The organism is Reichenbachiella sp. (genome assembly GCF_039969095.1).
Lineage (GTDB): Bacteria > Bacteroidota > Bacteroidia > Cytophagales > Cyclobacteriaceae > Reichenbachiella.
This window is the reverse complement of sequence record NZ_JBDVOL010000010.1, coordinates 140,730-159,227: the sequence shown is the minus strand read 5'-3', so window position 1 is coordinate 159,227 and position 18,498 is coordinate 140,730. Positions and strand designations below refer to the sequence as shown.

At 37.5% G+C, this 18,498-nt stretch carries 20 protein-coding genes and 1 other RNA gene; 11 read left to right on the top strand and 10 right to left on the bottom strand.

What is annotated here, in order from left to right; translation table 11 throughout:
- Window positions 1-74 precede the first annotated feature (74 nt).
- Window positions 75-1,754 carry a glutamine--tRNA ligase/YqeY domain fusion protein gene (locus tag ABJH98_RS04030; protein ID WP_348306345.1) on the top strand — a complete coding sequence of 560 codons (1,680 nt, stop codon included), beginning with the start codon at window positions 75-77 and terminating at the stop codon, window positions 1,752-1,754.
- A gap of 73 nt (window positions 1,755-1,827) precedes the next feature.
- A complete protein-coding gene (locus tag ABJH98_RS04025; protein WP_348306344.1) occupies window positions 1,828-2,553 on the top strand; it encodes a hypothetical protein in 726 nt (241 codons plus the stop codon).
- Between the two features lie 7 nt (window positions 2,554-2,560).
- Here ABJH98_RS04025 and ABJH98_RS04020 read toward each other — a convergent pair whose 3' ends face one another.
- The 3 genes from ABJH98_RS04020 to ABJH98_RS04010 form a co-directional block, all read right to left on the bottom strand.
- On the bottom strand, window positions 2,561-2,926 hold the full coding sequence (locus ABJH98_RS04020) for a hypothetical protein (RefSeq protein WP_348306343.1): 366 nt from the start codon (window positions 2,924-2,926) through the stop codon (window positions 2,561-2,563).
- A 182-nt stretch (window positions 2,927-3,108) separates the two neighbouring features.
- Window positions 3,109-3,471, bottom strand: a complete 363-nt coding sequence (locus ABJH98_RS04015) for a response regulator (protein WP_084371319.1) — start codon at window positions 3,469-3,471, stop codon at window positions 3,109-3,111.
- Window positions 3,472-3,487: 16 nt separating this feature from the next.
- Window positions 3,488-4,099 (bottom strand): hypothetical protein, encoded by a 612-nt coding sequence (locus tag ABJH98_RS04010; protein ID WP_348306342.1) that lies wholly within the window; start codon window positions 4,097-4,099, stop codon window positions 3,488-3,490.
- Between the two features lie 299 nt (window positions 4,100-4,398).
- Between ABJH98_RS04010 and ABJH98_RS04005 the strand changes: the two genes are divergently transcribed.
- Complete coding sequence (locus tag ABJH98_RS04005; RefSeq protein ID WP_348306341.1) at window positions 4,399-4,968, top strand: DUF1572 family protein; 570 nt, start codon at window positions 4,399-4,401, stop codon at window positions 4,966-4,968.
- Between the two features lie 11 nt (window positions 4,969-4,979).
- Here ABJH98_RS04005 and ABJH98_RS04000 read toward each other — a convergent pair whose 3' ends face one another.
- From ABJH98_RS04000 to ABJH98_RS03990, 3 genes are all read right to left on the bottom strand, one after another.
- Complete coding sequence (locus tag ABJH98_RS04000) at window positions 4,980-6,566, bottom strand: amidase (protein WP_348306340.1); 1,587 nt, start codon at window positions 6,564-6,566, stop codon at window positions 4,980-4,982.
- A 149-nt stretch (window positions 6,567-6,715) separates the two neighbouring features.
- Complete coding sequence (locus ABJH98_RS03995; RefSeq protein WP_348306339.1) at window positions 6,716-7,870, bottom strand: hypothetical protein; 1,155 nt, start codon at window positions 7,868-7,870, stop codon at window positions 6,716-6,718.
- A 21-nt stretch (window positions 7,871-7,891) separates the two neighbouring features.
- Window positions 7,892-10,441 carry a TonB-dependent receptor gene (locus ABJH98_RS03990; RefSeq protein WP_348306338.1) on the bottom strand — a complete coding sequence of 850 codons (2,550 nt, stop codon included), beginning with the start codon at window positions 10,439-10,441 and terminating at the stop codon, window positions 7,892-7,894.
- Window positions 10,442-10,684: 243 nt separating this feature from the next.
- Here ABJH98_RS03990 and ABJH98_RS03985 point away from each other — a divergent pair, with 243 nt between their 5' ends.
- Window positions 10,685-11,236, top strand: a complete 552-nt coding sequence (locus ABJH98_RS03985; RefSeq protein WP_348306337.1) for a hypothetical protein — start codon at window positions 10,685-10,687, stop codon at window positions 11,234-11,236.
- 8 nt (window positions 11,237-11,244) lie between these two features.
- Here ABJH98_RS03985 and ABJH98_RS03980 read toward each other — a convergent pair whose 3' ends face one another.
- The 3 genes from ABJH98_RS03980 to ABJH98_RS03970 are packed head-to-tail and all read right to left on the bottom strand — an operon-like array spanning window position 11,245 to window position 12,547.
- Window positions 11,245-11,523 (bottom strand): acylphosphatase, encoded by a 279-nt coding sequence (locus ABJH98_RS03980; protein ID WP_348306336.1) that lies wholly within the window; start codon window positions 11,521-11,523, stop codon window positions 11,245-11,247.
- Window positions 11,516-12,178 (bottom strand): deoxyribose-phosphate aldolase, encoded by a 663-nt coding sequence (gene deoC / locus ABJH98_RS03975; RefSeq protein ID WP_348306335.1) that lies wholly within the window; start codon window positions 12,176-12,178, stop codon window positions 11,516-11,518. The genes ABJH98_RS03980 and deoC overlap by 8 nt, the downstream gene beginning before the upstream one ends.
- 18 nt (window positions 12,179-12,196) lie before the next feature.
- Complete coding sequence (locus ABJH98_RS03970; RefSeq protein ID WP_348306334.1) at window positions 12,197-12,547, bottom strand: hypothetical protein; 351 nt, start codon at window positions 12,545-12,547, stop codon at window positions 12,197-12,199.
- 172 nt (window positions 12,548-12,719) lie between these two features.
- Between ABJH98_RS03970 and ABJH98_RS03965 the strand changes: the two genes are divergently transcribed.
- From ABJH98_RS03965 to ABJH98_RS03955, 3 genes are read left to right on the top strand one after another with little or no spacing between them, the layout of a single operon-like run.
- Window positions 12,720-13,748: an amidohydrolase family protein gene (locus ABJH98_RS03965; protein WP_348306333.1), complete on the top strand. Its 1,029-nt coding sequence runs from the start codon at window positions 12,720-12,722 to the stop codon at window positions 13,746-13,748.
- A gap of 45 nt (window positions 13,749-13,793) precedes the next feature.
- Window positions 13,794-14,681 (top strand): sugar phosphate nucleotidyltransferase, encoded by an 888-nt coding sequence (locus ABJH98_RS03960; RefSeq protein ID WP_348306332.1) that lies wholly within the window; start codon window positions 13,794-13,796, stop codon window positions 14,679-14,681.
- Between the two features lie 49 nt (window positions 14,682-14,730).
- A complete protein-coding gene (locus tag ABJH98_RS03955) occupies window positions 14,731-15,195 on the top strand; it encodes a peroxiredoxin (protein WP_348306331.1) in 465 nt (154 codons plus the stop codon).
- Here ABJH98_RS03955 and ABJH98_RS03950 read toward each other — a convergent pair.
- Complete coding sequence (locus ABJH98_RS03950; RefSeq protein WP_348306330.1) at window positions 15,192-16,025, bottom strand: hypothetical protein; 834 nt, start codon at window positions 16,023-16,025, stop codon at window positions 15,192-15,194. The two genes, ABJH98_RS03955 and ABJH98_RS03950, sit on opposite strands and share 4 nt — an antisense overlap.
- 123 nt (window positions 16,026-16,148) lie before the next feature.
- Between ABJH98_RS03950 and ffs the strand changes: the two genes are divergently transcribed.
- The 4 genes from ffs (at window position 16,149) to ABJH98_RS03930 (ending at window position 18,073) form a co-directional block, all read left to right on the top strand.
- Window positions 16,149-16,246: signal recognition particle sRNA small type (gene ffs, locus ABJH98_RS03945), an RNA gene on the top strand.
- Window positions 16,247-16,462: 216 nt separating this feature from the next.
- Complete coding sequence (fsa, locus tag ABJH98_RS03940; RefSeq protein ID WP_348306329.1) at window positions 16,463-17,119, top strand: fructose-6-phosphate aldolase; 657 nt, start codon at window positions 16,463-16,465, stop codon at window positions 17,117-17,119.
- Between the two features lie 34 nt (window positions 17,120-17,153).
- Window positions 17,154-17,357 carry a fructose-6-phosphate aldolase gene (locus ABJH98_RS03935; RefSeq protein WP_348306328.1) on the top strand — a complete coding sequence of 68 codons (204 nt, stop codon included), beginning with the start codon at window positions 17,154-17,156 and terminating at the stop codon, window positions 17,355-17,357.
- A 5-nt stretch (window positions 17,358-17,362) separates the two neighbouring features.
- Window positions 17,363-18,073 carry an ATP-binding cassette domain-containing protein gene (locus ABJH98_RS03930; RefSeq protein ID WP_348306327.1) on the top strand — a complete coding sequence of 237 codons (711 nt, stop codon included), beginning with the start codon at window positions 17,363-17,365 and terminating at the stop codon, window positions 18,071-18,073.
- Window positions 18,074-18,498 lie beyond the last annotated feature (425 nt).

The following is an 18,498-nucleotide window of genomic DNA, read 5'->3' as shown; positions in this document are numbered from 1 at the left end:
GGAAACTATTCTGACAAAACGCAATTCTTAGCACTTAATAATTCACTAAAATTGCATTCCAAAAAATCACATGTATGAGTAGCGAGAAAGAAACAACGGATCGACCGGTATTGAATTTCATTGAACAAATGATAGAGAAAGACCTGGCTGAAGGTAAGCATGGTGGAAAAGTACTGACTCGATTCCCTCCTCATCCGAATGGCTATTTGCATATAGGTCATGCCAAATCCATTTGCTTGAATTTTGGACTCGCTCAAAAGTACAATGGCCAATGCAACTTGCGCTTTGATGATACCAACCCCGAAAAAGAAGACATTGAATATATCAATTCGATTAAAGAAGATATCAAATGGCTGGGTTATGATTGGGACAATGAGTTTTATGCTTCAGATTATTTTGATCAGCTGTATGAATATGCCATCCTCTTAATCAAAGCAGGAAAGGCCTACATCGATGATAATTCTGCTGAAAAAATCAGTGAAGAACGTGGATCACCAAATAAACCTGGAATACTAAGCCAATATCGTAATCGATCAGTAGAAGAAAATTTGTCACTATTCGAAGCCATGAAAAATGGTGAAATTGAAGAAGGTAAAAGAGTGCTCCGTGCAAAAGTGGATATGTCTTCATCTGTGATGCAGATGAGAGATCCGGTGATCTATCGAGTAAAAAAAGCCATCCATCATCGAACTGGGGACAAGTGGTGCATCTACCCAACTTATGATTTTGCCCACGGTCAGTCAGATGCATTAGAAAATATCACTCATTCGCTTTGTACGCTAGAGTTCGCATCTCATCGACCGCTTTACGAGTGGTTTATCAATGAATTGGATTTATATCCTTCTAAGCAAACAGAGTTTGCCAGATTGAATTTAAGCTACACGGTCGTTAGCAAAAGAAAACTTAAGGAATTGGTTGAAGAAGGTCACGTAGAAGGATGGGATGATCCACGCATGCCTACATTGGCAGCTATTCGAAGACGAGGATATACGGCAGCATCTATTCGGAATTTTGCTTCAAAAATTGGAGTAGCTAAAAGAGACGGTGTAAGTGATGTGGCTCTTTTGGAGCACAGTGTTCGAGAAGATCTCAACAAAAAGGCAAACAGGGTTTTAGGAGTACTAGATCCTGTCAAACTGATCATCACTAACTATCCTGAAGGTCAGAATGAAATGCTACCGGCTGTCAACAATCCTGAGGATGAAACAGCAGGGAAAAGAGAAATACCTTTTGGACGAGAATTGTACATCGAACGAGACGACTTCATGGAGGATCCTCCGAAGAAGTTTTTCCGAATGGGACCCGAACGTGAAGTGCGATTAAAATATGCATACATTGTAAAATGTACTGGTTTCAAAAAAAATGAAGCGGGTGAAATTGAAGAAATATATGCAGAATACGATCCTGAGACCAAAAGTGGACACGACACAACAGGAAAAAAAGTAAAAGGAACATTGGGTTGGGTGTCAGCAGCACATGCAGTAGATGCAGAGGTAAGGCTCTATGACCGTCTTTTTGCCACAGAGAATCTTAATGATATTGATGATGATTTCAAAAATCACTTGAATCCCGACTCTTTGACTATTAAAGGAAATGCAAAAGTAGAGCCTTCTGTCGGCGCCATGGAGCCAAATACTCAGTTTCAATTTGAGCGATTAGGCTACTTTATTATTGATAAAGACTCCAAAACTGATAAACCTAGAATCAACAGAACAGTTTCTCTAAGAGACAATTGGTCGAAGCAGAATAAATAAGAAGCCATAATGTAATTCTTCTATTGGATTGTTTTTAAGTAAATTATCCAGAATACAGCTCAATAGAAGAATTATGAAAATCTTATTTTGCTTACTTCTTATTTTTCTTTTTATTTCCCCTTCATTTGGACAAGAAGATACTTCCCCTGATTGGATCAAGGTTCTCAGCTACGGTGTCGGAAACAAAACTGATCAAAATGTACTTTCTATTGAAGAAGCAAATAGTCGGATAAATCAGTGTACTCCTCCTGATTTCGCCTATGCCAATCTCCTTCTCGGCAATGATTCACTGGTTGAACAAGTAATTGTCAAGTACGACTATAAAGAAAAAGTACTGCTTATACGACATGAAAATCAGATTATCGTAGGGGCGCCTAATATGGTGAAAAGAGTTCAGTTTTCAGATTCAAGCATCAATGAATTAATTAATGTGAGTGAGCTTGGACGCAGTTATGGAAGAAGAGGTTTCTATTCGATAATTCTTGAAGAGGGTGGTAATTTTCTATTAAAGTATTACGCCATAGAAGGCAAAGAAAACCGCAAGGAAGGAAATCAAGCTACTCTGCAATCAATCAGTGTTTTCGAAAAAAAAGAAGTTGAAATCATTTTTACCAGAATAGAAGAATATCTAATCATGAAAGAAAATGAATTGTTCGTCCTCGAAAATTTAAAATCGAAATCTTTAGCCAAGTTGGGTAACCAATCAGAAAAACTAAAATCCTATGTTAAAGAAAACAAGATCAAATATAAGAATGAAAATGACTTGAAATCCTTCACAGAATATTTCTGGTCACTTTGAATTCAATTCAGCTAGAAAGCTCAAGCTGAGAATTCAAATACTTCAATACTATAGATGGTAATTCTTCTCGGTTAGCCACTTGGTCGAACCCTCGATGCATCAACATTTGATCAATTTGTTCATCATTCGTATAAGTCACAGCAATCAGTTCTATATGCGGAAACTCCTTCTTAAAATTTTTAATTCGATCAATGATTCCTGTGGTGTATACAGATAAATCTATAATCACTAGTTGTCCATCTGCCAACTGCGGTAACGCTGACAAATCTTTAACAATTCTGATTTGTATCTCTCTATGGATACTAGTTAACTCCTTCCCAATCTGATCTACAATAAGGTCGCTATTACTCCCTATAAATATTTCTTTCTTCATTCTCCTCTTTGCTGCCTAATAGAATGCAATGAACGATGAAATTCGGATTTTATTCAAGAGTAATTTAACCGAAATTGAAATTTAAGAGTTTTTCTTATGCACGCATACTTTTGCTAATCTTGGAATAGAAAAGGCCACCCTCTTTAATGAGAGGGTGGCCTTTTCTATTATTTAATTGGAAACTATCCTATCACCCGGTTGACTACATCAATGAGGTCATCCCCGGTAAATGGTTTTACGATGTAATCTGCAGCTCCCAATTCAATTCCTTCATTGATCACAGATTGCTGGCCTACAGCACTCACCATCACCACTTTAGCTGAAAGATTTTGACTTTTGAATACTTTTAAAATATCCGTACCAATCATATCTGGTAAGATATTGTCCAATGTGATTAAGTCTGGATTCAGCTCTAACGCAAGGTCAATAGCTGTCTCTCCATTTGGTGCTTCTCCTATAATTTCGTAGCCTGCCTCAGTAAGCGTGTCTTTTATTAGAGTACGCATGTAAGCTGAATCATCAACGACTAATACTTTTTTGCCCATTATTCTGGTATTTTTATTATTTACTTAATGCTAAGTTCTTTATTTTCTGAATAAATTCTTCTTCTAACAACCAGATGAAATCTGATTTTATATCGATATCATCTGTATGAAAAACAGAGCTAAACTGAATCAAAGGACTCAAAGTCTCAGATTCGGTATGAATATATTTATTGACTTCATCTGCTTTCATAATGTGCAAAGATGGCACATTTCCATAAATTCCAACATCTAAGCTATTAGCAAATTCTGTAATTACAGATGCTGCCATAATGTTATCTATTTCCTTAAGCAATTCTAACCTCATCACTTGGGCGTCATCATTATCGCTATTGATCACACTCTCAGGAAGACATTTAGTATAAATTTTCTCCACTTCGTCACTGGTAAATATCAAATGACAGATGCCTCTCAGCTCTCCAGCCAATTCAGTTCTTAAGATATGAATCTTATCGTCGGTTTTACTTGAATATTGAGGTTCATCGTTTAAAACAGCAATATCAAAGTCTACGTTGGTTACTTCAATGGCACTGTTAAGGATCATTTTAAGCGAAACTGCCGCTCGATCAAGTCCCCTATTCACCATTTCGACAGCCACTTCCATTTCCTGCTCTGTAAATTTTTCAATCATGTCAATACTCATTTTTGGTTTACTTGGATTTGAGTTCTATTTATTTGGTGTCCGCTTAGCTATCAGCTGTCGTAATTATTGTACTACTAAAAATAAGTGGTCTATACCATACATCAAAAGATACCAACCTAAATAATGATAGCATCCTCTAAATCAAAGCTCAAATTTACCTTTTATCAAAACCACGTACAATGAGTGATTTCACCTATTTTTATATGCGTTTTTAATTAGAGGTTTTTCCTAAAACCTTTTAAGTATAGTTTAAGTTAGACTTTAGAAGACTTTACTTTTTATAGAATATGAATGATAATTATCTGTCCAGTATTAAAAAGCAGTTTTTATACAACCGAGAATTAGGCTGGAAAACCATAGAACAAATTCCTGCCGAAAAATTAAACTGGCAATACAATGAAGAAAGCAACAGCATCATCCAAATTGTGAAACACCTATCTTCAAATATGCTATCCCGTTGGACAGACTTTATCAATTCCGATGGAGAAAAAGAATGGAGAAATAGAGATGAAGAGTTTGAAAATGAAATTTTCAGCTCAGAACAGGTGAAAATCTCTTGGGATAAAGGTTGGGACTGTTTATTTCATGCCATCAATGATTTGAAACCTGAGGATCTCACGAAAATCGTATACATTAGAAATCAAGGGCATACTGTAGTAGAAGCCATTAATAGGCAACTATCGCATTATTCCTATCATGTCGGACAAATCGTTTTTATCGGTAAAATGATCAAAAACGATGAATGGAAATCTCTTTCCATTCCAAAAGGTCAATCAGCTACTTACAACAAAGAAATGTTCGCTAAAGAAAAAGAACGTGCTCATTTCACTAAGGACTTTTTGCCAAAAGATAAATAATAAATCAATGATTAAGGTAACACCAAAGTCGGCAACAAGTTCGGAACAATACGTGCTTGAGTCTTTTGCTCAAAACTGTAGGCTATAGCTATCAGTTCAGCTTCTTTATATGCAGTAGAGAAAAACGATATTCCAATGGGTAGGCCCTGAACATTTCCAGCTGGAACCGTGATATTAGGGTAACCTGACATCGCTGGCATCGAGGAGCTGGAAATTCTATAATTGTCGCCATTGATACGATCAATCTTCCATGCTGGATCACCAGTAGGCGATACAATAGCATCCAATTTATAAGTTTCTACGGCTAGGTCTATGCCATCAGTTCTAGATATTTTCTGACATAATGCGAGAGCCTCTTTATAGGCCTGATCTTTTAAATCACCTTTGGAGTTCGCGAGCTTAAAAATCTCCTGCTGAAAATAAGGCATCTCCTTTGAACTATTCTCATCATTAAATTGAATTAAGTCTTCAATATTTTTATATGGAAAATCCGATCTTAATCCAGATAGATAGGCATTTAAACCTTCTTTGAATTCATAAAGTAGCAATTCGTATTCGGCATTTCCCAAATAATGCATTTCACCTAGTTGAATGGAATCTATCAAAATAGCACCAGCCTCTTCCATGGCTTTGAAGGAAGCTTCCATTATTTGATCTACTCCCTCATGTTGCCCCATAGGTCCTCTAAAAATTCCCATTCGCTTCCCTTTCAGACCATCCAAATCCAAAAACTGTGTATAATCCTCATATACTATGGAAGTACTATCTTGTGTGATCAAATCCTGAGTATCTGGGCCTGCAAGAGCTCCTAACAAAAGAGCTGCATCGGCCACTGTTCTGCCCATAGGGCCAGCGGTATCTTGTGTCTTGGAAATAGGAATAATTCCAGTTCGACTCCAAAGACCTACGGTTGGTTTAATGCCGACCACACCGTTCAAAGATGAAGGGCAAACGATTGATCCATTGGTTTCAGTTCCAATAGTAATTGCACATAAGTTGGCCGAAACAGCCACACCCGAACCAGAACTGGAACCACATGGACTCCGATCCAGTACATACGGATTGTGCGTTTGTCTACCCCTACCACTCCAACCGCTAGATGATCTTTCTGATCGGAAATTAGCCCATTCGCTTAAATTTGTTTTGCCCAATAATACGGCTCCTGCTTCTCTCAACTTAGTTACAATAAATGCGTCTTCTTCCACATCACTTCCCAATAGTGCCAAAGATCCGGCAGTAGTTTCCATTTGATCACCCGTGTTGATATTGTCTTTAATCATGATGGGAATACCATGTAGAGGGCCTCTCACCTTTCCTGCTGCTCTTTCTTTGTCCAGAGCTGCTGCGATAGCGAGAGCCTCAGGATTCAATTCGATCACTGCATGCAATCCTCCTTCTCCTTGATCTATGGCTTTTATTCGATCTATATACAATTGACAAATTGAAACGGAAGAATGGCTTCCACTTTCCATCATTTGTTGAAGGTCTATTACAGACTTTTCTTCTAACTCAAATTTTTGGTTGGTTTGAGTCTTAGGTTGACAAGCACTCCAAAAAATGAGGGCAGAAAAAAACAAAGTTTGTAAACGCAGTATCATAATTGATTCATTTGAAGTTTAACATGGGATTCGGCTATATTAAATTGAAAATTTCAATTAAGGAAATTAAACGTGTTTCAGGACGAGACAATCCATAAAAAAAGCCTTTCTGATTGCTCAGAAAGGCTTTAAAAAATCTTAATATTGATTTATTCTTCTTCTACAATGACAAAATTGGTTCCATCATAAATAAATAGTTTGCTATTAGTTCCAGCACCAGGCATCCAAACCGCATAAGAAACTAAATATTTTTGACCCACTTCCTTCAAGAAAGCACTGCTTCCTAGCATTAATTCATTAAGTGATTCTACAATTTGATCGTCAGACCATAAGGTCAAATCATAATTGCCATACTGCGAAATACTAGTTGAACCATCAGCATTTTTAGTGGCCCAAGCTTCACCAACTGATGCATAATCAGCAGAGGCTAAAGTATATTTGATAGTATTATCAGGCACCCAATCTTTGCCGTCATTACTAAAACTTAATATTTGATCAACAGTTTGATAGTAGTCATTATAAAGCAACCATGATGCATCATCGAAAATATACATCCTTAATGTTGGAACGTCTCCATCCTCGCCATCATCATAATTATATTGAACCAAGCGAATATCACCATCAGAAGAAAATTTAATCATGTCTGCTAAATAAACAGGCATCTTTTCTTCTCCTTCATCTTCTGTACTAAAGTCTGTTCCACTTTCGCCAAAATAATCACCGTAATCAGCATCTGGTAAGATGTTTACATATTTCCAGCCGTATGCAACCGTATAACCAGCTCTTGAAACTTCGGTCACAGTTGCTGATCCATTGTAATATTGATGCGTAATATCCATGTAATCACCATCTCCGGCATTCGGCCATTTATAATCTGCATATAGCGGAATATCAAATTCAAGACTACTGAAATTACCGTAAGTAAAACCAAGTTCATCATACTCTGCGCTTGTTACAGTATATGCTTCGCTATCACCTCTTAAATCAGGAGAACTACCTTTATACAATTTATAGGTAGCAATAATTGAAGATCCACTTCCTAATGCAGGAAACACATCATTCAATGCTACTGGAATAAACTCCTTTGCATCATCTTCGGTATTGAATGATCCAAATCCCGAACATTCACATTCATCATCTATAGTACCATAGTCATCATCTGTCAAGGTATACTCGATGTCCTTAACTATTGCAGTTGACTCCTCTATTTCATCGATCTCATCTTGCAGAGGAGAATCACATGCTGCAAAAAACACAAGTGTCATTGCTAAACTGTAACTAAATATTTTATATATATTTTTCATTATTGAAATCATTATTGTGTTTTAAAATCTGATTCTAAGCCCTAAGTTCCAAGTCAATCCAGCTGCATAATAAACAGAAGCTGAAGCTGCATCATGACCCGAACCATCATTGGCGTCTGCCACATAATGAACATCTCCTATATTATAGATGTTAGCATAAATTGAAGAGTTAAAATCAGCAATATCAAAATTGTATGTCACGTTTAAGTCAAAGAGGTTGTATGAAGGGACTTTCCATGAATCTTCACGGTCTGCTTCAGATGTTCTTGCTGTCGGATCAAACGATGCATACAAATTACTTGCATGAGTATAGTCTACCGCAACGCTCAATCCCTTCATCAATGTGTAAGTAAGACCGATGGCTCCAGTAGTTTGTGCAGCATCACCTACTTTCAATCCATCACTATATACACTGATAGGATCATCTTCATTTATTATATTTCCATCCTCATCTTGGACAAAAACATTCTCAACATCGTTGGCCCATATCCAGTCTCCTAAAGATAACATACCAGTGATTTTAAGATTAGGAGTTATGTCATAAGCCCCATCTATTTCAATCCCCTGATGCACAGCGTTTATTCCTAGAATATTAGCAAAATACAGCTCATCACCAGAAGGTAAAGATTTTGTCATACTTCTATCGTTCCACTGTGTTCTATACACATTTACGTTTAAGGTCAAATCACCACTTCTATAACCATAACCTATTTCAGTACTCAAGATTTTCTCATTTTCAGCATCTTCATTCAAATCGTTTGTTTCTCTATTCAAGAAAACTGCTCTGAAAAATGGTGCTTTAGAAAAATATCCTGCATTAAAGTAAACATTGTGGTTGTCTGTAAGGTTATAATTCAAACCACCTTTTACCTGATACCCAAAGAAATTCACAGATTCTGATTTTTCATCTCCAGGTGCCTGATTAAAATACTCTAATTTGTGATATGAAGTGTTAGACAAGGACAAAGTCACAAATGCAGAAAGCGCATCTTGTGAATATTCTACTTGTCCAAAAACTCCTTGCCAACCCACTTTACCATCATAATTATAGTTATACTTATCACCAGTTTTGAGGATTCTATTTGGATTATTTACATCGTCGTTATTCACTATGTATTCTCCTCCTAGTAGATCAGTCACTTCATAAAAATGCTTTCCTGTATAGGATCTCAAATCAATTCCTCCCATGAAAGTCAGGCTTTCAGATATCTCTTGATTAACAGTAGATAAAATACCATACCAGTTGTGATCATTTCTTGAAGCACGTTGCCATGCTAGCGATTCTCCGCTTGCATTATTCTGATTGATCTCAACCAATGCATCTACATCAATCGCGTCATAAGGACCTCCTACTGTAGGTTTTGTATTTCCGGGGCCTACATTCCATTCGCCTCCGGTTCCACCGCCACCACCTGTGCCAAACGAGGCATAAACAGCAGTTGATACTTCCGTTTTATCAGAAATTGTCCAATAATGATTCAAAGACAATTGTGGCTTATGATAAAAGTTGTCCTCCACATTTACAACATTACCATCTCTAATACCCCAATCTGAGTTGTATTTTATACCAGATGGAGATGCTTCGTAGCTACTTAATTGATGAGTGTTTTGTCGCTGACCATGTCTTTGTTTGGCTCCTACAGCAGTAAATGTCAATTCGTGATTGTCATTTATTTTTTTAGCGATGTTTGCAAAGTATGAGAAGCCAAGAAATTCAGTTCCATCCACAAAACCATCTCCTTGTGTTTTTGAACCTGCTACAGTAAAAGCCCATCCTTTTTCATTAAGTCCTGAAGAAAGTTGGAATCCAATTTTACTATAAGCATCATTTCCTGTAGCTACATAAACATCGCCACCTTCTTCTCTTTCAGAAGCTTTAGAGATAATATTGATTGTACCTCCAATAGATGGTACAGCTACTTTTGAAGCACCTAGTCCTCTTTGTACCTGCATGGTGTTGGTTGCGTCTGTCAATCCGGCCCAGTTAGACCAGTAAACATTTCCGTTTTCCATATCATTAACAGGAATACCATTAATTAATACAGCTACATTTTCATCATTAAAGCCTCGAATATTTACTCGACCATCTCCAAATCCACCACCCGCACGTGTAGCGTAAATACCTGGAGTTGATTTTAATATTTCAGGAAACTCCTGACTCCCAATTTTAGCTTCTATTTGTGCGGCTTTTACGTTAGACATTGCAACTGGTGTTTTTCTATCTACACCAACGGAAGCAATTACCATTACTTCGTTAAGTCCAACAGCAGAGCTCATTATTTTTATGACACCTAAATCAACCATATTATTTGATAGATCCACAGATTTCTTAATTTCTGAGTATCCTATATAGTTAATAAGTAAAGTGGCATTGCCCTGTTCCAGATCGCCAAGTTTGAAATTTCCTTCCAAATCAGTAATGACTCCGTTACTGGTTCCTTGTACCATAACCGTTGCACCGATCAATGGCTCGTTGGTATCTCCGTCAACAATCTGACCAGACACCGCCCCTGATTGACCATAAAGCCATGTCGAGGAGCAAATAAACATTAGTAAAATTAAATGTTTCATAATTGATTAATTAGTTAATAATGGGGTTTATAAAGTAATTTGTTACTCTAATAAAATTAGTTCATTTAAATTAAGCATGGGAATCAAAGTTCAAATAATTCGAAATGAACTTTAAATTCGTTTTGCAGCGCAAGTTTAATAAAACCTTTCCAAGAGAATAAATCATATTTTATTATCATATCATTACCTTTCTATTATCCCTATTCCTATCTACTTTTGTGTATAACTTGTTAATAAATTACCTTGAATCAAGTCAATCATCAGACAGCATTTCTACAGAGTTTCGAAAAGGATAAAAACATCCTACTCAAAACAGCGCAGGATCAAATATTCACAGACCTTGCTCAGCGATTAGTTGAGATTGCCATTCACAAATACAGTATTTACTTTAATCCTCTTGGATTAGTTGACGATACTTTTCAGCGAATATTAGATTATCGATTTGACAACACGAATGAATTGGTAGGCATTTATGAAAACTTGTGTGTGGCCTACCGATATAAGTATGGGGACAATCAACTTGAAATCATTTGGGATGGCAAGTCTCATGAAGAAAAATACAAGGAAGAATGGAGCAATACATTTGACCGCTGGGTGAATGATCTTACCGAAAACCCAAGTGTCATCAAAGGCATTTTACAGCTTACTGTATTCAATGATAAAAATAGAGAGTTGACTTTTGTTAGAAATGCTGTGAAAGGGCTCATCAATGACTACTTCGAGATTAAAATTCTGAAAAGAAATGGAGTAAAACGAGTGGTACTAAAGGAAAAAAAACTTAGAAAAGCGTCCTGAAATTTCTTTCAATAAGCTACTTTAAATTCGTTTTCTTCCCTCAAAGGGATTTCCTGAATTTTAATATCAGCTACCTCAGAAAGCGGTGGACCTTGTTTGCACCAATTGATTAAGACTTTAATATTTTTGGGTGAACCAAAAACTTCAATCAACACATCGCCATTTGATAAATTTTTCACCCAGCCTTTCAAATTGAGCTTCTTAGCTTCTGCCACAGTGGATGCCCTATAAAAAACTCCCTGAACTCTACCTGAGACCAAAATCGATCGACCAATGACTTCATCCATCATAGTAATCTTTCATTATACTTACTCCTGACGAAGTTCCTATTCTTTCTGCTCCTGCATCGATTAGTGATTGCAATTGTGATAGCGTTTTGATCCCGCCCGAAGCTTTGATTCCCACATTTGAAGAAATATTCATTTTCATAATTTCAATGTCTCTTACACTTGCACCTCGAGAAGAAAAACCCGTGGATGTCTTAATGAAATCTACTCCAGCATCGGACACTATTTTTGAAACTTGAACTAGTTCGTCTTCAGATAACAACGCGGTTTCCACTATTACCTTGAGCAACTTATTATGCTCATGTGCCATTTTTGCAGCCTTAGCCATTTCAATTTTTGGCCAGCTCATACCAGATTTAAAAGCAGAAACATTCATGACTAAATCCATCTCGTCAGCACCATCTGCTATCGCCAATTCCATTTCCGCCATTTTGGTTTGAGTCATTTGGTACCCTAAAGGAAACCCAATAACAGTCACCAATTGAATGTCTGATGCTTTCAATTCACGACTGGCTTTTTTGACCCAAAATGGAGGCACACAAACACCAAAAAATTGATGTTTTTTTGCTTCTGAAATTAACTGATCAATATCACGATCAATCAACTCAGATCTCAGATTAGTATGTTCTATGTAAGAATTAGGCTTTGCTTTCACATAAGAAAGATAGCCAAGCTAGTGGACGATTCCACACTCGTCGCAAAATTTTCGTTTGCCTTTGGGGCGTTTTTTAGGCTTCTTTTTATGACCGAAATAGGTAGGATCTGAATACTGAGGTTTCTCCATTCCTTTAGCCATTTTGCGATACTTCTTTTTATTCGCCTTCATTAGCTTTTCATAATCTTTGATCCCTTGATCATAGTTTTTATTAAAAGCTTTTTTTGATTTTTTCTTTTTATTGGAAAAAGTCTGTGACGAACTCGCTGGTATAGGCTTCACTTCTGACTCACGAGAAGATTGAGCAAAAGATTCATTAGAAACAAATAAGAGAATTATTCCGAAACAGAATAGAATTAGAAATCGCATAGACAAATTGTAATTTTACAAAATAACGAAATTTAACTCTAATATTGCGCAACCCATCGCTCGATTATTGGTTAACAATGACATTCAACTTTAATTATTGCTCCATATGAAGATAAGCTACTTAGTCTTACTCACGTTTTCAATCATTTCTTTATCGGCGAATTGCCAAACCATGGATTTTGAAAATTACAATCCTCCATCTACTCTAGTGGTTGAAGAAAATATTATTACTCGTGCCAAATTCCCATTTATAGATGTTCACAATCATCAGTTCGGCATGAATACCCAAGATTTAAGGCCTCTATTACAAGACATGGATGATTTGAACATGGCAGTGATGGTCAACTTGAGTGGAAGAGGGCGAGGAAGTGATGAGCATTTTAATGGTGTGATGAATAATGTGAAAGAAAATGCACCTAATCGATTCATTGTATTTACGAATATATCTTTAGAAAATATAGACGACCCTAATTGGTCAAAAAACACGGTAGCTCAGCTAGAAGCGGATGTGAAAGCTGGAGCCAATGGACTCAAAATTTACAAAAGTCTTGGACTCCACCATACTGACAACAACGGAAACAGAATCGCTGTAGACGATCCTAGATTGGATCCCGTATGGGCCAAATGCGGAGAGTTAGGTATCCCAGTGCTCATTCATTCAGCAGATCCAAAGCCATTTTGGGATGCGCATGACGAAAACAATGAACGTTGGCTGGAACTGAAAACAAAACCAGGCAGAAAGCGAGGAGCAGACAACCCAGCTCCGTGGGAACAAATTATTGCCGAGCAACATCATATTTTTGAAAAACATCCAAATACTAAATTTATCAATGCGCACTTGGGATGGTATGCCAATGACCTTAATACACTTGGTGAATTGATGGACAAATATCCCAACATGTATTCTGAAATAGGAGCAGTAATAGCAGAGTTAGGAAGACAACCTCGTGCTGCCAAAGCCTTCCTCACTAAATATCAAGACCGAGTCATGTTTGGCAAAGACTCCTACAACAAAGAACAATACTACACCTACTTCAGAGTATTAGAAACTCGCGATGAATATTTCCCTTACTATAAAAAATACCATGCGTATTGGAAAATGTACGGATTGGGTTTAGAAGATGAGGTACTCAAAAAATTATATTATAAAAATGCACTTCAGGTGATTCCAAATATTGACCGTACATTATTTCCCGAGTAATATTAACTTGCAAGCTAATTTCTAATCCAATATTTAAATTTTTTAATGAAACCCACTTTACTCATACTTGCGGCAGGAAGAGGCAGCAGATTTGGCGGAGCCAAACAAGTAGCACCCATGGGACCACATGGAGAAACCATAATGGAATACAGCATCTATGACGCATTAAACAATGGGTTCGAAAAAGTGGTACTTGTAATTAATAAGGATGTGGAACAGGATACTTTTGAGTTGGTTGATAAAATGACCTCCGCTAAAGGCAAAATTTCCTACGCTTATCAAGATCAATACACCGAATTTATTCATCCAGATATTCAATCCAAAAGATTGAAACCATGGGGTACCGCCCATGCGATCATGTGTGCCAGCGATAAAATCGAAGGAAATTTCGCTATGATCAATGCCGATGACTATTACGGCAAAGATGCGTTTAGCACGATGGCTAATTTCTTACAAAAGAATACTGCTCCTAATAATTACAGTATGGTAGGTTATGATCTGGAGAACACATTATCTGCCAATGGCACGGTGTCCCGTGGTATTTCTATCAGCGATGAAAATGGTTATTTGTCTTCAATAAAAGAAACACACGGTATATTCGCTAAGGGTGATAAAATATTAGCAGAAGGAGATATTGAGATCACCGAAGGACTAGCATCCATGAATTTTTGGGGTTTTCAGAATAATCTTTTCGATGAACTAAAATCACAGTTTAAGGGTTTTCTTGAAACAACACCTGACTTGACGAAAGATGAATATCAAATTCCTACGGTCATTGATCAAATGATTAAAAAAGGCATGATTGAAGTTTCAGTATTACACTCAGGAGCCAAGTGGTTTGGTGTGACTTACAAAGAAGATGCACAATATGCAGCCCAGGCTATTCAAAAATATGTGGCTCAAGGAATGTACCCTAGCCCACTGTGGGAATAGAATTTTATAAAAATATTATTTAGCTTTTAGTTTCAAAAACTATTTGAAGATGGAATTAACTAAAGGAGACGAATTACCAGATATTACCTTGGCCGATCAGGATGGGGCTTGGATTAAACTCAGAGACTTTGTAGGCCAACCCGTGGTAGTATTTTTTTACCCTAGAGATAATACGCCTGTCTGCAATATTGAAGCATGCGAATTTGAAGCGCATTATAGTGATCTGAAAAAAGCTGGTGTTAAAGTATTTGGTGTCAGCGAGGATACTGTGTCTTCGCACAAAAAATTTGCCACTCGATTTCATTTAGAATATCGATTACTCAGTGATGTAAATCGCGAAGCCGAAAGAGCCTTTGGAGTAGGACGGAAATTATTTGGCTTACTTAAGGATAGAGTAACCTTCATTTTTGATAAACAGGGGAAACTCATGCATACTATCAAATCTCAGTTGAACGGAAGACGTCATGTGGATGAAGCTTTGTCTGTTTTAAACATCAAAACAGAGACTCATTAAAACCCACCTATCTTCAATGTGAGATAGTAGTTGATTTCATCGAATTCGTCACTTTCCGTATTCATCAGTTGTAAGTCTTGCGTGAAACGTTTGGAGACACCCAAATCTATTCTAAAGTTTCGAGCGATATTCACTTCTAAGTTTGCTCCTGGTTCGATATACCAGAATACATCATCGTCTATCAATCCATCATTATTGCTCCAGAAACTTTCTTGATCAGGGTCTTCATATCCCAACCATCCAGCGCCAGCAGAAACAGGAAAGGTAATATGCACGACTTCATTAGAAAAGAAAATAGGCTCAAGCATAATTCCTCCATACCCACCAAGCAATCGCAACTCATTCCAAGGGTCGGTATCATCAACATCTCGATATTTTGTAGTGGGAATAATACCATACATATCTAAACCAATAGCCAAGGTCCTATTAACAATCCAAGCTCCGCGAAGACCCCCCAACACGAGTGTTTCTCCTTTAAAACTTGATGATTTAAAACTTACAGCACCGTAGCCACCACTGTGATTCATTCTGCCAGTCAATGTTTTGATCTGATTTTTATTCTTGGTTGGCTTATCCTCTACTTCAGGCTGATAAGGCTCAGTTGCTTGATAATATTTGATGATCACAGGCTGAGTAGTAACCGTATCCACTTTGATTGGTTGCTCTGGTTCTGATTTTACGCTTAAAGAATCTTTCTCCACTGCCTGATCGCCAAAGTATTGCAACTCCGATTTTTGATTGATTGTATCTGATTTTTGAGGGATAATGGTTTGACCGAAAGTCGAAACAGAAAGCAGCAATAGTCCGAGTATAAGTTGAGTCGTTTTCATTATTTGATTAAAATTCCAAACCTAATTTAAGCAAAAGACAGATGGTGTCATGATAGGTTTCCAATTCTTAAAAAAATAATTGAAGGAAGTCTGGCTTTAGGAAAAAATCGTTCTAATTTTGCAGTGGCAAATCGATACGACCAGCTCCTGTCGAACTCCCCCAGGGCCGGAAGGCAGCAAGGGTAGATAGTCGTAGCGGTGCGATGTTGGTTTGCCATTTTTATACCCCTCTCTCTTTCAATTATTAATTCTTTTTAATCGATTAATGAGTTCATAAGAGCCTCTATTTGCTCCACTATAGTGGTCGTTCATTAGTTCATTGATTCCTCAGCTTATTAAATCATTATCTCATTAAATCATTGGTTCATTATCTCATTGAAGCTTTTCTTTATAATTTTGTCGGCTAGCAATTTCATTCACACTAAAAAAAAGAAAATATGAAATTTTTCATCGACACGGCCAACTTGGACGAAATTCAAGAAGCCTATGACTTAGGCGTATTGGACGGCGTGACTACCAATCCTTCATTGATGGCCAAAGAAGGCATCACTGGTCAGGCAAACATCCTCGCACACTACAAAAAAATCTGCGACATCGTAGACAACAACGTAAGTGCGGAAGTAATCGCCACAGACTACAAAACCATGATGGAAGAGGCACACGTATTAGCCAAAATCGATGAAAAAATCGTGGTGAAGGTGCCAATGATCAAAGATGGCATCAAAGTAATTAAAGCATTAAGTAGCGAAGGTATCCGTACCAACTGTACATTGATTTTCAATGCGGGACAAGCATTATTAGCTGCAAAAGCTGGAGCTTCCTACGTTTCTCCATTTATTGGAAGATTAGACGATATTTCTGTAGATGGTTTGCAATTGATCGAGCAGATCGTGCATATCTATAGCAACTACCCAGAATTAGATACTGAAGTATTAGCAGCTTCTGTCAGACACAATATGCACTTGATTCACTGTGCTGAGATCGGTGCTGACGTAGCGACTTGTCCACTCAAAGTGATTACTGGCTTGTTGAAGCACCCATTGACTGACAGTGGATTGGCTCAATTCTTGGCTGATCATCAAAAAGGAAACTAATTTTTAGCTTTCATCATCTCGTAGCTCTCGCCCTATGCATATCATTAAGGTAAAAGGAAAGGCCAAAATACCGGACTATATCCAGCTACGGGATGATGATTTCGTTTTAATTGCCTATTTTCGGGCAGATCGCCCATTGAAAAAACTAGAAAAATATGGTCTAGAGGGCAAAGAGGAAGCACTCAAAGCAGTTATTGATCAACTTCCTTTCGGTAAAATTCAACCCTTAAACATATAAGTACAATGGAATTTAGTGCGAACCCTGTGGTAGAAGTAAATGATGCAACCATCTATCAGGAAAATCAGGCCGTACTCAATTCGATCAGTTTCAAAATCGAAAAAGGCGAATTCGTCTTTTTGGTGGGTCGAACAGGCAGCGGCAAATCTTCCCTCCTTAAAACGCTTTATGCTGACTTGGCATTAAGAGAAGGCACTGCCGACGTGACGGGCTTTAATATCAAAAATATCAAATCTAAGGATGTACCCTTCCTACGAAGAAAAATCGGTATTATTTTTCAGGACTTTCAGCTTTTTCCAGACCGGACAGTTACGGAAAACTTGGTTTTCGTCATGAAAGCTACTGGCTGGAAAGACAAATCAAAAATAAAAACCCGACTAGCAGAGGTACTCATGCGCGTGGGGCTTGGCGCCGCAGCAGATAAGCAGCCGCACCAGCTCTCAGGCGGAGAACAACAGCGTGTGGTCATCGCCAGAGCACTGATCAACGAACCAGCCATACTTATTGCCGATGAGCCTACAGGAAATTTGGATCCAGAAGTGTCAGACGGCATTTTCAATCTCTTCTTAGAAATCAACAGAAGTGGCACGGCCGTACTCATGGCGACACACAATCATAGTTTCATAAACTATTACCCACATCGCACGCTCAAATGCGAAGGTGGCAATCTCTTGGATTCCGAAAAAGATGAGTTTGAATTGAGTGGGCATTATTGAAAAATATATTTAAACAACCTATGAGGCTATATACTAAATGTTTGAATTGTAATTCAGAAATTAGTTTTAATTCTATAGCAAAAGATCGGTTTGTTCTTGTAAAAAAACAAGGAGAAAAAATCCACCTTTTATGCAACTCATGTTCTTGTAATAAAAGTTATCATGTTAATGACATAAAAGCTGAAGAAAGTAGAGTAATTGGGATCGTCAGCCTTTTGATCTTTCTTGTTGGCACTTCGATATTATTCATACTGCTCTGGCCTTATTTTTTCAAAACTTCGCAAGTTTATGCTATCTCAGGAATGGTTGGCGTATTGAGTATTCCATTCTTAATCTATCAAGCTATTAACTCAGGACATGAATCCAGAGTTAGATATTTTAATATTAAACAGTATGGCTAAGGATTGTCATTTTGAACGGAGAGA

Excerpts from the sequence above, each read along its gene's own strand:
- ABJH98_RS04030 (WP_348306345.1), top strand. The coding sequence starts at position 75 with ATGAGTAGCGAGAAAGAAACAACGGATCGACCGGTATTGAATTTCATT.
- ABJH98_RS04025 (WP_348306344.1), top strand. The coding sequence starts at position 1,828 with ATGAAAATCTTATTTTGCTTACTTCTTATTTTTCTTTTTATTTCCCCT.
- ABJH98_RS04020 (WP_348306343.1), bottom strand. The coding sequence starts at position 2,926 with ATGAAGAAAGAAATATTTATAGGGAGTAATAGCGACCTTATTGTAGAT.
- ABJH98_RS04015 (WP_084371319.1), bottom strand. The coding sequence starts at position 3,471 with ATGGGCAAAAAAGTATTAGTCGTTGATGATTCAGCTTACATGCGTACT.
- ABJH98_RS04010 (WP_348306342.1), bottom strand. The coding sequence starts at position 4,099 with ATGATTGAAAAATTTACAGAGCAGGAAATGGAAGTGGCTGTCGAAATG.
- ABJH98_RS04005 (WP_348306341.1), top strand. The coding sequence starts at position 4,399 with ATGAATGATAATTATCTGTCCAGTATTAAAAAGCAGTTTTTATACAAC.
- ABJH98_RS04000 (WP_348306340.1), bottom strand. The coding sequence starts at position 6,566 with ATGATACTGCGTTTACAAACTTTGTTTTTTTCTGCCCTCATTTTTTGG.
- ABJH98_RS03995 (WP_348306339.1), bottom strand. The coding sequence starts at position 7,870 with ATGAAAAATATATATAAAATATTTAGTTACAGTTTAGCAATGACACTT.
- ABJH98_RS03990 (WP_348306338.1), bottom strand. The coding sequence starts at position 10,441 with ATGAAACATTTAATTTTACTAATGTTTATTTGCTCCTCGACATGGCTT.
- ABJH98_RS03980 (WP_348306336.1), bottom strand. The coding sequence starts at position 11,523 with ATGGATGAAGTCATTGGTCGATCGATTTTGGTCTCAGGTAGAGTTCAG.
- ABJH98_RS03970 (WP_348306334.1), bottom strand. The coding sequence starts at position 12,547 with ATGCGATTTCTAATTCTATTCTGTTTCGGAATAATTCTCTTATTTGTT.
- ABJH98_RS03965 (WP_348306333.1), top strand. The coding sequence starts at position 12,720 with ATGGATTTTGAAAATTACAATCCTCCATCTACTCTAGTGGTTGAAGAA.
- ABJH98_RS03960 (WP_348306332.1), top strand. The coding sequence starts at position 13,794 with ATGAAACCCACTTTACTCATACTTGCGGCAGGAAGAGGCAGCAGATTT.
- ABJH98_RS03955 (WP_348306331.1), top strand. The coding sequence starts at position 14,731 with ATGGAATTAACTAAAGGAGACGAATTACCAGATATTACCTTGGCCGAT.
- ABJH98_RS03950 (WP_348306330.1), bottom strand. The coding sequence starts at position 16,025 with ATGAAAACGACTCAACTTATACTCGGACTATTGCTGCTTTCTGTTTCG.
- fsa (WP_348306329.1), top strand. The coding sequence starts at position 16,463 with ATGAAATTTTTCATCGACACGGCCAACTTGGACGAAATTCAAGAAGCC.
- ABJH98_RS03935 (WP_348306328.1), top strand. The coding sequence starts at position 17,154 with ATGCATATCATTAAGGTAAAAGGAAAGGCCAAAATACCGGACTATATC.
- ABJH98_RS03930 (WP_348306327.1), top strand. The coding sequence starts at position 17,363 with ATGGAATTTAGTGCGAACCCTGTGGTAGAAGTAAATGATGCAACCATC.